Genomic DNA, 12,324 nt, shown 5'->3' with positions numbered 1-12,324 from the left:
CGCCCTTTTTCATGCCTGCCGGATGGGCTATTCTCGAGAGCCCCGTGCCGCCGTAGAGCCGGGTGATGAGCAGGGAATCTCCAATGATCACCAGTAAGTTGCCGAATGTCGGCACCACCATCTTCACGCGTATGTCGCAGCTTGCCGTGGAAACCGGCGCGCTGAACCTGTCCCAGGGTTTTCCCGATTTCGATGGCCCCCAGGCCTTGCGCGACGCTGTTGGCAAACATATCGCCAGTGGCCATAACCAGTATTCGCCCATGACCGGGCTACCTGCCCTGCGCCAGCAGGTGGCGGCCAAGATTGCCCGCAGCTACGGCTGCCAGGTCGACGCCGACAGCGAGGTGACCATCACCCCGGGCGCCACCCAGGCGATTTTTTGCGCCATCCAGGCGGTTATCCACAGTGGCGACGAAGTGATCGTCTTCGATCCCTGCTATGACAGCTATGAGCCGGCGGTGGAACTGGCCGGCGGGCGTTGCGTCCACGTGCAACTGGGCCTCGAGGATTTTGCCATCGACTGGCAGAAGCTCGAAGCGGCGTTGAGCCCACGTACGCGCATGATCATCCTCAACAGCCCGCACAACCCGAGCGGTGCGCTGATCAGTCGGGCAGAGCTGGACCAATTGGCGCGCCTGATCGCGGAGCGCGATATCTACCTGATCAGCGACGAGGTCTATGAACACCTGGTCTTTGACGGTGTGCCCCATGTCAGCGTGCTGGCCCATGAGGCGTTGTACCGGCGTGCCTTTGTCGTGAGCTCGTTCGGCAAGACCTACCATGTCACTGGCTGGAAGACCGGCTACGTGGTTGCGCCGCCGGCCCTGACTGCCGAGTTGCGCAAGGTGCACCAGTACGTCAGTTTCTGCGGTGTGACCCCGCTGCAATACGCCCTGGCCGACTTTATGGCGGCGCACCCTGAGCATGTTGAAGAGCTGCCGGCGTTCTACCAGCAAAAGCGCGACCTGTTTTGCGACTTGCTGCAGCCTTCGCGCTTCAGCTTTACCCGCGTGGCGGGCACCTATTTCCAACTGGTCGACTACTCACGTATTCGTCCGGACCTGAACGATGTCGATATGTCGATCTGGCTGACCCGTGAACACGGTGTGGCGACGATCCCGGTGTCGGTGTTCTACCAGAGCCCACCCGAAGGACAGCGACTGGTTCGCCTGTGCTTCGCCAAACGCGAGGAGACGCTGCGTCAGGCAGCGGAAAAACTATGCGCGATCTGAGTGCCTTGCCCGATCTGCAGATTGCCCTGGTCCAGACCGAGCTGGCCTGGCACGACCGTCAGGCCAACCTGGAGCATTTCGAGCAGTTGCTTGAACAGGTGAACCAGGCGGATCTGATTATCCTGCCGGAGATGTTCACCACCGGTTTTTCCATGGAGTCCCAGACCCTGGCCGAGCCGGAGAACGGGCCGACTACCCAATGGCTCAAGGGCCAGGCTCGCAAGCACAATGCGGTGGTGACCGGCAGTGTGATTATCCAGGCCGCCGATGGCAGCCATCGCAATCGCCTGCTGTGGGCACGTCCGGATGGTGAAGTGTTGCACTACGACAAGCGTCACCTGTTTCGCATGGCCGGAGAGCACAAACATTACACCCCGGGCGAGCGCCAGGTGCAGTTCGAGATCAAGGGCTGGCGAATTCGGCCGTTGATTTGCTACGACCTGCGCTTCCCGGTGTGGAGTCGCGACGCCCAGGATACCGATTTGCTGCTGTACACCGCGAATTGGCCGGGTGCCCGACGTTTGCACTGGAACCGGCTGCTGCCGGCGCGGGCGATTGAAAACCTGTGCTATGTGGTGGCGGTGAATCGGATCGGGACTGATGGCAAGGGCTTCGCCTATACCGGGGACAGCCAGGTGCTGGATTTCCAGGGCGAGTCACTGCTGGGGGCCGGGGAGGCCAATGGCGTGTTCGAGGTCAGCCTCAGCGCGGCTGAACTAGCGGCTTATCGGACGCGTTTTCCGGCCAACCTGGATGCCGATACCTTCGACCTGCATTAAGACGGTCGACCGCGCTGGACGCTCGCCTCTACAGGGTGGGTAATGGCGAAGAAAGCAAAAGGCCCCGAGGCGAAACCTCGGGGCCTTTTCTATGGCCGGGCAGTGCTTGTTAGGCTGCCTTGTTGGCTTCCAGCTGGCTCAGGGAGCGGTTCAGGGCGCTGAACAGTGCCTTGAAGCTGGCTGTGGTGATGTTCTCATCGATGCCCACGCCATGGACCGCACGCTCGCCGTTTACCCGAAGCTCGATATAGGCGGCGGCCTTGGCATGGGTGCCCGAGCCAATCGCGTGCTCGTTGTAGTCCATGATCTCCACGGCCACCGGCAGGCCGGCAACCAGTGCTTCCAAGGCGCCGTTACCCTTGCCGTGCCAGCGCAGGTTGGTTTCGCCCTGGCCCTTGGTCGAGACCTCGACTTCCACCGCGCTGTTGCCGTTCTCTTCCTGCAGGCGATGACTGACCAGTGCGTACGGGCTATTGGCCTGCAAGTATTCACTGTGCAACAGGCTGTGAATCTGCTGGGCAGTCATTTCCAGGCCCAGACGGTCGGTTTCACGCTGGACCACCTGGCTGAATTCGATCTGCATGCGGCGTGGCAGGCTGATGCCGTATTCCTGCTCGAGCAGGTAAGTGATGCCGCCCTTGCCCGACTGGCTGTTGACCCGAATCACCGCCTCGTAGCTGCGGCCGATATCCGCGGGATCGATTGGCAAGTAGGGGACTTCCCACAGGCCGTCCGCTTTCTGCTGGCTGAAGCCCTTGCGGATCGCGTCCTGGTGCGAGCCGGAGAAGGCGGTGTGGACCAGGTCGCCGACATAGGGGTGACGTGGGTGCACCGGAATCTGGTTGCACTCTTCGACGACCTTGCGCACGCCGTCGATATCGGAGAAGTCCAGCTCGGGATCGACACCCTGGGTGTAGAGGTTCAAGGCGACGGTCACCAGGTCGACGTTACCGGTGCGCTCGCCGTTGCCGAACAGGCAGCCTTCGACGCGATCGGCACCGGCCATCAGGCCCAGTTCGGTGGCCGCGACGCCAGTCCCACGGTCATTGTGGGTGTGCAGGCTGATGATCACGCTGTCACGGCGGTTGATATGGCGACCGAACCATTCGATCTGGTCGGCGTAGATATTGGGCGTGGCCACTTCGACGGTCGCCGGCAGGTTGAGGATCACCTTGTGTTCCGGCGTCGGGTTCCAGACGTCGATGACCGCGTCGCAGACTTCCTTGGCAAACTCCAGCTCAGTGGCGCTGAAGGTTTCCGGCGAGTACTCGAAGGTCCACTGGGTTTCCGGCTGCTGGGCGGCATATTTGACGAACAGTTTGGCGGCATTCACGGCGATGGCCTTGACGCCTTCCTTGTCCTGGTTGAACACGATGCGCCGGAACGACGGGCTGGTCGCGTTGTACAGGTGAACGATGGCCTTCTTGGCCCCGCGCAAGGATTCAAAGGTGCGCTCGATCAGGTCCTCGCGCCCCTGGGTCAACACCTGGATGGTGGTGTCGTCAGGGATATGGCCGTCTTCGATCAGGGTGCGGACAAAGTCGAAATCGGTTTGCGAAGCGGCTGGGAAGGACGCTTCGATTTCCTTGACGCCCACTGCGACCAGGGTCTTCCAGAAGCGCAGTTTCTTCACCGCGTCCATGGGCTCGATCAGCGACTGATTGCCATCGCGCAGGTCGGAACTGCACCAGATCGGCGCCGTGGTGATGGTTTTCGACGGCCAGGTGCGATCAGGCAGATTGATGGTCGGGAACGCGCGGTACTTGGAAGACGGGTCTTTGAGCATGGTCATCGAGGGAGTCCTTGTGGTCCGGGCCGAAAAGAGGCGGCCTGCCGGTGAATCGAATAGGGGGTGGCGCTGGGGACGAGGTACCGCGATTCAGCCCGGCAGTCGTGCGCTGACGAGACAGAGGCTGCGGTGTTGCCGGCGCTGGATGAGGGTGTGGGCGGTTTTCATGGACTCAACCCTAACCACTGCCGGGGAGGTTGGCAAGCGGGTCAAAAAAATTGAGATAAATAGTCGAAAAGAGCGTTTATTCGAGATTTTATTCTCATGAATTACGAAATGTGCTTCGTCAATTGCGCGCAGGCTTTTCCCGGCGCAATTTATATGTTGAGTGGGTTCAGGGCTGGAAGGCGCCGATAAAGATCGCCGGGTCAACGCGCGCGTCGTTCAAGCTGATGTTCCAGTGCATATGCGGGCCTGTCGCCCGTCCGGTAGCGCCGACTTTGCCGACCACTGCACCGCGGGCCAGGCTTTGGCCGACGCTGACGTCGATTTTCGACATATGGCAGAACATGCTGATAAAGCCCTGGCCGTGGTCGACGAACACCGTGTTGCCATTGAAAAAGTAATTACCGGTCAGGATCACTTTACCCGCCGCAGGTGTCTTGATCGGGGTGCCGGCGGGCACGGCGAAATCAAGGCCGGAATGGGGGTTGCGCTCCTCGCCGTTGAAGAACCGACGTACGCCGAACTTGCTCGACAGTGGGCCGTTGACCGGCTTGTCCAGCAGCAGGTTGCTCGGCGTAGTGGGGCTGAAGCTGCGATAGGCACGCAGTTGCTCGGCCAGTTCGCGCTCGATGCGCTTGAGATCGGCCGGGTCCGGATTGACCTGGCGCTTGTTGGCCAGCTTGATATGTTGTTCCGGGTAGCGCTTGCTGCCGACGTTGAAGCTCAGGTTGCGTCCCGCGCTGGCGAGCTGCTGCGGGCCCGGTTTGACACTGAGGGGGATGCCGACGATCGCCCGCCAGGTGTCCTGCTCCCTGACGACCAGGACCGGTTTGCCCTGGTAGCTGGCTTTGGGGGGCTGGGCAGCGGGGCCGAGGTCGATCACTGCCACGCCGCCGGGCACCGGCTTGTTCAATTGCCGGGTGATGTAGCTCTCGGCATGGGCATTGAGGGACAGGCACAGCAACAGCAAGGGGGCGAGAAAACGCGGCATGGATCAGTCCAGTAGGGAAAGGGTGACGGGCGTCAGGTGATTGTCCTCGACACGCACTTGCAACTCGCCCTCGCCAAGCCGGGCCTTGAGGCGTTGGCCGGTATGGGTCTGCGTGGCGCTGCGAATGGCCTGGCCGCGTTCGTCGAGTAAAATGCTGTAGCCCCGGCCCAGGGTGGCCAACGGGCTGACGATATGCAGGCTCTGCATCTGGCCTTGCAGCAGCAGGCGTCGGGCTTTGAGGGTGTCGCGCATCGCCCGTGGCAGGCGTTCGGCCAGGCCGTCCAGGCGCTGGCGCAGCAGGGCCAACTGGCGCCCCGGGTGCTGGCCGGCCAGGCGGGTTTGCAGGCGAATCAGCCGCTCGCGGCGGACCGCAAGATGGCGCTCGAAAGCGCGGCTCAGGCGCATATCCAGGTCATCCAGGCGTTGTGCCTGCTGGCGCAGTCGTTCGCCGGGATGGCGCAAGCGACGGCTCAGGCCATCCAGGCGCAGGCGCTCGCGCATCAAGCGGTCACGGATGCGCATGACCAGTCGGCGCTGCAGGCTGTCGACGCGGTGTTGCAGATCGCTGGCATCCGGAGCCAGCAGTTCGGCCGCTGCCGAAGGCGTGGGCGCCCGGACGTCGGCGACAAAGTCGCTGATCGAGACATCGGTTTCATGGCCGATGGCGCTGACGATGGGGGTGACGCAGGCATCGACGGCGCGGGCTACGGCCTCTTCGTTAAAGCACCAGAGGTCTTCCAGGGAGCCGCCGCCACGGGCCAGGATCAGTGCATCGAAACCGCGGCTGTCGGCCAGCTTCAGTGCGCGGACAATCTGCGCTGTCGCTTCGCGGCCCTGGACCGCCGTGGGAATCAGGGTCAGTTCGACCTGGGGGGCGCGGCGTTTGAAGACGCTGATAATGTCGCGAATCACTGCGCCGGTGGGCGAGCTGATAATCCCGATGCGCCGTGGATGGCTGGGCAGCGCGACCTTGCGCTCGGCGCTGAACAGGCCTTCGGCGCTGAGCTTTTCCTTCAAGGCATCGAAGGCCAGGCGCAGGGCGCCGTCGCCCGCGGGTTCGACCGTGTCGAGAATCAGTTGGTAGTCACCACGGCCCTCGAACAGCGAGACCTTGCCGCGCACCTTGACCGCCAGGCCATCCCTCAGGGCCTGGCGGACCCGTGCTGCATTCTGGCGAAACAGTGCACAACGGACCTGGGCACCGCTGTCCTTGAGGGTGAAGTAGATATGCCCGGATGCCGGTCGGGCCAGGTTGGAGATTTCACCCTCGACCCAGATATTGCTGAACACATCCTCGAGCAGCACGCGGGCACGGCCATTGAGTTGGCTGACGGTAAGGACTTCGCGGTCGAGGCCCAGGCGGGCAAAGGGATCTTTAATCATGGGCGGCATGATAGAGGCATTCGCAGGTCATCGCGAGCCAGTGCGCATGCAGGGGCAAACAGCGATCCCGGTTCAGGGTTGTATAACGGCTTGGCAGAACTGTTCGACAAACTGCGCGACCAGTGGCGTCGGTTCCTGTCGATAGGCCAGGGCGACGGTGCTAAGGCAATCGGGCTCGGCCAGCGCTAGAAACTGGACCGTCGAGGGCGCTATCTCGCGCATGGATTCCGGGAGCAGGGCAATGCCGAACCCCGCCTGGATCAACTGCAACTGGGTGGTTTTGCGCGACACCACGCGTGCGGCCCTGGGAAAGAAGCCGCGACGCATGCACAGTTCGGCGGACAGATAGCTCAAGCCGCCGCGCTGCGGATGAGGGATGGAGATAAACGCTTCGTCCTTGAGTGTGGCCAGGTCAATGCCTCGGGTGGGCGGGGCAACGGCCAGAGGGTGGGTGGGCGGCACCGCCAGCAGCAGGGGCTCGCTGTACAGTTCGACGATCCGCACACCTTCGCGCTGGCGCAACACCGGCAGGCGCAGGAGGCCGATATCCACCCGCCCTTCGGCCAGTTCCTCCAACTGCGCCTCGGAAGACAGCTTGACGATATCCATCGAGGCGCCGGGGTTGTCCTCCAGGTAGCGGCTGATACCGCGCAGCAAGCGCCCGCTCATGGGCACGGTGCTGGAGTGGCTGAGCCGTAGGGTGCCGAGCAGGCCATGGCCAACCTGCGTCGCCAGTTCGCCGGCCTTGTGCAGTTCATGGAGCAGGCTTTTTGCCCGGGGATAGAAGGCTTCGCCGGCAGCGGTCAGCCGTGGCTGGCGGGCCGTGCGTTCCAGCAACGGTGTTTGCAGCTGGTTTTCGAGCGCTTTGATCTGCCGACTCAAGGCCGACTGGGCAATAAACAGCCGCTCGGCAGCGCTGCTGAAGCTGCCGGATTCGACGATTTCGACGAAATAGCGCAGTTGGCGGGTCGAGAGCACAAGCTATGCCTTTTTGAGATGGGTGATGGGCCACATTGATATTAGTCGCAAGGCTCGCTGCTGGCTAAAGTCATCGGCAATGGATTCAGGAAGCGTGCCCATGAGTGTTGTCGAGTTGTTGCATCAGTTGCCCTTTAGCGCCAGTGACTGGTTGGTGATCGAGTTGGGGGTGGTCCTGGCCTACATCGTGTTTGGCATTGCCGGGTTCGGCACGGCGTTGGTGGCCGGGCCACTGCTGATTCTATTTATGCCGTTGTCGAAGATCATTCCCTTGCTGGTGCTGCTGGATTTTGTGGCGGCGTTTGGCAATCTGCTGCCGTCGCGGCGTGACGTGGCCAGGCGCGAGCTGACTCGCCTGCTGCCTTTTATGGCGCTGGGTTGCACCCTGGGGGTGGTTTTCCTGCTCAATCTCCACTCCGATGTGCTGCTGTTGCTGATGGGGCTGTTTGTCAGTGCCTATGCCCTCTATAGCCTGGCAATCAAGGTGCGGCCGGCACGTTTGGCGGCGGGCTGGTCGGTCCCCATGGGGACGGTCGGCGGCTTGTTCGGCGCACTGTTTGGCAGTGGTGGCTTTCTGTATGCGATTTATCTGAACAGCCGCCTGTCCAAAGACGCAGCACGGGCGACCCAGAGCGCGTTGATCAGTTGCAGCACACTGGTGCGCCTGACGCTGTTTGTGATCGCCGGGGTCTATGCCGAGTTGCCCTTGCTGGTGCTGGCCGCCTGCTTGTTGCCGGCCATGGCGTTGGGGTTGTGGGTGGGCCGCCGGCTGGCGCTGAAGATGTCGCGCGAGGCGTTTGTGCGCCTGGTGACCTGGTTGGTGTTGGCCAGTGGCATTGCCTTGATCGCGCGCTATCTCAGCACTTGACCTGAGGGTGTGAGGGCTTAAGCTGCCGGGTTTTCGATCATTTGCCAGCAAACGCGTCTGTATGGGGTTCAACTCGACTCTGCAGGCGCGCACTTGCGCGAGCAAGGCAACTGGGCCGTCACCATGAATTCCCAAAGCATCATTGTCCCGAAAATTTCCACACTCCCGGTTCACGAACCGCGCGCTCGGGCTATCGTGCGCTGGTTGGTGCGCAAGAACATCGTCGCCGAAGAGTTGACCACCTGCGGGCGCACCGGCAATCGCATGGGCCATGCCATCGGGGCAGGCGCCCGGGATGTGGTGCTGCGCCCCGAGGCCCTGCCGTTTGGTGAGGCGGTCAATGGCCTGGAAATTATCACCAAGCGCTGCATCTATACGCCGGCCAAGGGCTTTCTCGAGGAGGCCGGTTGCGCCGAATGCCGCAAGGAAGTCGGTGAAGTGCTGTTCGACAGCCTTGAAGACTGGATGCCGGGGCGCACCGATAACTTTATCTGTCCGCTCTGCGGCCATGAAGACGATATCAATGGCTTCCTGTTCCTGCAGCCCTGCGCGTTTTCCAACCTGGGCTTTATCTTCAATAACTGGGCCGAAGCGGGCTTCAAGCAGAGCTTTCTCGACGAGTTCGCCGACTGGCTCGATCAGCCGGTGGCCTGGGTCAGGGTCGAGCTTTAGAGCCAGCCGTCCGGGCCGCGGGTTAGCGCGTTTTGGCGCAAATGGTCGCGGCCGATAATTGGCCAAGGTTTACATTGAGCCGGGCAGGGCATCTGAGTATAATGACGCGCTTCCATTTTCCCGCCCGGGAGCCCCCGCATGCTGCGTATCAGCCAAGAAGCCCTGACCTTCGACGACATTCTTTTAGTCCCCGGTTATTCCGAGGTTCTGCCTAACGAAGTCAGTCTCAAGACCCGTTTGACCCGTGGCATCGAGCTGAATATTCCGCTGGTTTCCGCCGCCATGGACACCGTTACCGAAGCCCGTCTGGCCATCGCCATGGCCCAGGAAGGCGGTATCGGCATCATCCACAAGAACATGACCATCGAGCAGCAGGCCTCTGAAGTGCGCAAGGTCAAGCGCTTCGAAGCCGGCGTGGTCAAGGATCCGATCACTATCGAGGCCGATGCCACGGTTCGTGATCTGTTCGACCTGACCCGCATGCACAACATTTCCGGTGTCCCGGTGCTGCACAATGGCGACCTGGTCGGCATCGTCACGTCCCGCGACGTGCGGTTTGAAAGCCGTCTGGAAGCGACCGTTCGTGAAGTGATGACGCCCAAAGAGCGGCTGGTCACGGTCAACGAAGGCGCCGACAAGAAAGATGTTCGCGAGCTGCTGCACAAACACCGCATTGAGCGTGTGCTGATCGTCGATGCTGCCTTTAATCTCAAAGGCATGATGACGGTCAACGACATCGAAAAAGCCAAGGCCTACCCGCTGGCCAGCAAGGACGACCAAGGTCGCCTGCGGGTCGGCGCTGCCGTCGGTACTGGCAAGGACACCGGCGATCGCGTTGCGGCCCTGGTCGCTGCCGGTGTTGACGTGGTGGTGGTCGACACCGCCCACGGTCACTCCAAGGGCGTGATCGACCGCGTACGCTGGGTCAAAGAGAACTTCCCCGAAGTGCAGGTGATCGGCGGCAACATTGCCACTGGCGCCGCTGCCAAGGCACTGGCTGAGGCTGGCGCGGATGCGGTCAAGGTCGGTATCGGCCCTGGCTCGATCTGCACCACGCGCATTGTTGCCGGTGTCGGCGTTCCACAGATCAGTGCGATCGCCAATGTCGCCGCCGCGCTGGAAGGCACAGGCGTGCCGCTGATCGCCGACGGTGGTATCCGTTTCTCCGGTGACCTGTCCAAGGCCATCGTTGCGGGTGCTTCCTGCGTGATGATGGGCTCGATGTTCGCCGGTACCGAAGAAGCACCGGGTGAAATCGAGTTGTTCCAGGGTCGTTCCTACAAGGCTTATCGCGGCATGGGTTCGCTGGGTGCAATGTCCCAGGCCCAGGGTTCCTCCGACCGTTACTTCCAGGACTCCTCCGCGGGTGCCGAGAAGCTGGTGCCGGAAGGGATCGAAGGCCGTGTGCCTTACAAGGGCACCCTGAGCGCGATCATCCACCAGTTGATGGGTGGCCTGCGTTCCTCGATGGGTTACACCGGCAGTGCCGACATCGAGGAAATGCGTACCAAGCCGGAGTTCGTTCGTATCACCGGTGCCGGTATGGCGGAATCCCACGTCCACGACGTGCAGATCACCAAAGAAGCTCCAAACTATCGCGTAGGTTGATAGTGATCGCCTCCAGGCGTTGGCCTGGCGGCGATTGACGAATTTGAACCGGGGCTGTTGAAGACAGCCCCGAGTTGTTTCTGATTTCACTGACGAGAATGACTCATGGCCCTCGACATTCACGCCCACCGCATCCTGATCCTCGACTTCGGTTCCCAGTACACCCAACTGATCGCCCGCCGCGTGCGTGAGATCGGTGTGTACTGCGAACTGCATCCGTTCGACATGGACGACGAAGCGATTCGCGAATTCGCCCCTAAAGGCGTCATCCTCGCGGGCGGCCCCGAGTCTGTGCACGAAGCCGGCAGCCCGCGTTGCCCGCAAGCGGTCTTCGACCTGGGCGTGCCGGTCTTCGGTATCTGCTACGGCATGCAGACCATGGCTGAACAGCTGGGTGGCAAGGTCGAAGGTTCCGAGCTGCGTGAGTTCGGCTACGCCCGTGTCGATGTGGTCGGCAAGAGCCGCCTGCTCGATGGCATCGAAGACCACATCGACGCCGACGGCCTGTTCGGCCTCGACGTCTGGATGAGCCACGGTGACAAAGTCACCCGCATGCCGGCCGACTTCCACATCCTGGCCAGCACCCCGAGCTGCCCGATCGCCGGTATGTTCAACGACGAGCGCGGCTACTACGGCGTGCAGTTCCACCCGGAAGTGACCCACACCAAGCAGGGCGGTCGGATCCTCTCGCGCTTTATCCTCGACATCTGCGGCTGCGAAGCCCTGTGGACCCCGTCGAAGATCGCCGAAGACGCCATTGCCAACGTGCGTGCCCAGGTCGGTACCGACAACGTGCTGCTCGGCCTGTCCGGTGGTGTCGATTCCTCGGTGGTTGCCGCGCTGTTGCACAAGGCCATTGGCGATCAGCTGACCTGCGTCTTCGTCGACAACGGCTTGCTGCGTCTGCATGAAGGCGAGCAAGTGATGGCCATGTTCGCCGAGAACATGGGCGTTAAGGTGATTCGCGCCAACGCCGAGGATCAGTTCCTCAACAATCTGGCTGGCGAAGCCGACCCGGAGAAAAAGCGCAAGATCATCGGTCGTACCTTTATCGACGTGTTCGATGCCGAATCCTGCAAGCTGGACAACATCAAGTACCTGGCCCAGGGCACCATCTACCCGGACGTGATCGAGTCGGCGGGCGCCAAGAGCGGCAAGGCTCACGTGATCAAGTCGCACCACAACGTGGGTGGCTTGCCGGAAGAAATGAACCTCAAGCTGGTCGAGCCCCTGCGCGAGCTGTTCAAGGACGAAGTCCGCCGTCTGGGTCTGGAACTCGGCCTGCCGTACGACATGGTCTACCGTCACCCGTTCCCGGGCCCAGGCCTGGGTGTGCGGATCCTCGGTGAGGTGAAGAAGGAGTACGCCGACCTGCTGCGTCGCGCTGACCATATCTTTATCGAAGAGCTGCACAAGGCCGATTGGTATCACAAGGTCAGCCAGGCATTCGTGGTGTTCCAGCCAGTGAAATCGGTAGGCGTCGTGGGCGACGGTCGTCGTTACGCCTGGGTTGTGGCCCTGCGAGCTGTGGAAACCATCGACTTCATGACCGCGCGTTGGGCCCACCTGCCTTACGAACTGCTGGAAACCGTCAGCGGTCGGATCATCAACGAAATCGAAGGTATTTCCCGCGTCACTTACGACGTATCGAGCAAGCCGCCGGCAACGATTGAGTGGGAATGATTGGACGTCCGGCACTGACTGGCACCCACTAGCAAGAAACACCCTGAAGCCCGCTTAATTGCGGGCTTTTGGCTTTTTTGGGGCCGGCACATTCTGGCGGCTTTGTGCATCGCCAAGCATCAGGTGTCTGTCGCATGGTACGGGTTATAGACTAAACAAAATGCCATGCTCGGCGT

10 protein-coding genes are annotated in these 12,324 nt (G+C 61.7%); 6 read left to right on the top strand and 4 right to left on the bottom strand.

Annotated elements, in window-relative coordinates; all coding sequences use genetic code 11:
- Window positions 1–83 precede the first annotated feature (83 nt).
- Both NPS46_RS04145 and NPS46_RS04140 read left to right on the top strand, forming a co-directional pair.
- Window positions 84–1,232 carry a pyridoxal phosphate-dependent aminotransferase gene (locus NPS46_RS04145; protein ID WP_274105127.1) on the top strand — a complete coding sequence of 383 codons (1,149 nt, stop codon included), beginning with the start codon at window positions 84–86 and terminating at the stop codon, window positions 1,230–1,232.
- Window positions 1,220–2,011, top strand: coding sequence for an amidohydrolase (locus NPS46_RS04140; protein WP_274105126.1), 792 nt, complete (start codon window positions 1,220–1,222; stop codon window positions 2,009–2,011). The genes NPS46_RS04145 and NPS46_RS04140 overlap by 13 nt, the downstream gene beginning before the upstream one ends.
- A gap of 109 nt (window positions 2,012–2,120) precedes the next feature.
- On the opposite strand, the gene leuA is transcribed toward NPS46_RS04140, so the two are convergent.
- The 4 genes from leuA to NPS46_RS04120 all read right to left on the bottom strand — a co-directional run bounded on the left by leuA (window position 2,121) and on the right by NPS46_RS04120 (window position 7,317).
- A complete protein-coding gene (gene leuA, locus NPS46_RS04135) occupies window positions 2,121–3,803 on the bottom strand; it encodes a 2-isopropylmalate synthase (protein WP_274105125.1) in 1,683 nt (560 codons plus the stop codon).
- Window positions 3,804–4,134: 331 nt separating this feature from the next.
- A complete protein-coding gene (locus NPS46_RS04130; protein ID WP_274105124.1) occupies window positions 4,135–4,956 on the bottom strand; it encodes a peptidoglycan DD-metalloendopeptidase family protein in 822 nt (273 codons plus the stop codon).
- A 3-nt stretch (window positions 4,957–4,959) separates the two neighbouring features.
- Window positions 4,960–6,339 carry an exodeoxyribonuclease VII large subunit gene (gene xseA / locus NPS46_RS04125; RefSeq protein WP_274105388.1) on the bottom strand — a complete coding sequence of 460 codons (1,380 nt, stop codon included), beginning with the start codon at window positions 6,337–6,339 and terminating at the stop codon, window positions 4,960–4,962.
- A 72-nt stretch (window positions 6,340–6,411) separates the two neighbouring features.
- Entirely contained in the window at window positions 6,412–7,317 is a 906-nt protein-coding gene (locus NPS46_RS04120; RefSeq protein ID WP_274105123.1) for a LysR family transcriptional regulator, read from the bottom strand.
- A 100-nt stretch (window positions 7,318–7,417) separates the two neighbouring features.
- Between NPS46_RS04120 and NPS46_RS04115 the strand changes: the two genes are divergently transcribed.
- The 4 genes from NPS46_RS04115 to guaA all read left to right on the top strand — a co-directional run bounded on the left by NPS46_RS04115 (window position 7,418) and on the right by guaA (window position 12,148).
- On the top strand, window positions 7,418–8,185 hold the full coding sequence (locus NPS46_RS04115; protein WP_274105122.1) for a sulfite exporter TauE/SafE family protein: 768 nt from the start codon (window positions 7,418–7,420) through the stop codon (window positions 8,183–8,185).
- A 123-nt stretch (window positions 8,186–8,308) separates the two neighbouring features.
- Window positions 8,309–8,857 (top strand): sugar ABC transporter ATPase, encoded by a 549-nt coding sequence (locus tag NPS46_RS04110; RefSeq protein WP_274105121.1) that lies wholly within the window; start codon window positions 8,309–8,311, stop codon window positions 8,855–8,857.
- A 138-nt stretch (window positions 8,858–8,995) separates the two neighbouring features.
- Window positions 8,996–10,465, top strand: coding sequence for an IMP dehydrogenase (gene guaB / locus NPS46_RS04105; RefSeq protein WP_274105119.1), 1,470 nt, complete (start codon window positions 8,996–8,998; stop codon window positions 10,463–10,465).
- A 105-nt stretch (window positions 10,466–10,570) separates the two neighbouring features.
- Window positions 10,571–12,148, top strand: coding sequence for a glutamine-hydrolyzing GMP synthase (gene guaA / locus NPS46_RS04100; protein ID WP_274105118.1), 1,578 nt, complete (start codon window positions 10,571–10,573; stop codon window positions 12,146–12,148).
- Window positions 12,149–12,324: the final 176 nt, after the last annotated feature.

The organism is Pseudomonas putida (assembly GCF_028682395.1).
Lineage (GTDB): Bacteria > Pseudomonadota > Gammaproteobacteria > Pseudomonadales > Pseudomonadaceae > Aquipseudomonas > Aquipseudomonas putida_AB.
This window is presented reverse-complemented; position numbering and strand designations above follow the sequence as displayed.

Bases quoted from the DNA above. Each gene is read 5' to 3' on its own strand.
- NPS46_RS04145 (WP_274105127.1), top strand. From the start codon at position 84: ATGATCACCAGTAAGTTGCCGAATGTCGGCACCACCATCTTCACGCGT.
- NPS46_RS04140 (WP_274105126.1), top strand. From the start codon at position 1,220: ATGCGCGATCTGAGTGCCTTGCCCGATCTGCAGATTGCCCTGGTCCAG.
- leuA (WP_274105125.1), bottom strand. From the start codon at position 3,803: ATGACCATGCTCAAAGACCCGTCTTCCAAGTACCGCGCGTTCCCGACC.
- NPS46_RS04130 (WP_274105124.1), bottom strand. From the start codon at position 4,956: ATGCCGCGTTTTCTCGCCCCCTTGCTGTTGCTGTGCCTGTCCCTCAAT.
- xseA (WP_274105388.1), bottom strand. From the start codon at position 6,339: ATGATTAAAGATCCCTTTGCCCGCCTGGGCCTCGACCGCGAAGTCCTT.
- NPS46_RS04115 (WP_274105122.1), top strand. From the start codon at position 7,418: ATGAGTGTTGTCGAGTTGTTGCATCAGTTGCCCTTTAGCGCCAGTGAC.
- NPS46_RS04110 (WP_274105121.1), top strand. From the start codon at position 8,309: ATGAATTCCCAAAGCATCATTGTCCCGAAAATTTCCACACTCCCGGTT.
- guaB (WP_274105119.1), top strand. From the start codon at position 8,996: ATGCTGCGTATCAGCCAAGAAGCCCTGACCTTCGACGACATTCTTTTA.
- guaA (WP_274105118.1), top strand. From the start codon at position 10,571: ATGGCCCTCGACATTCACGCCCACCGCATCCTGATCCTCGACTTCGGT.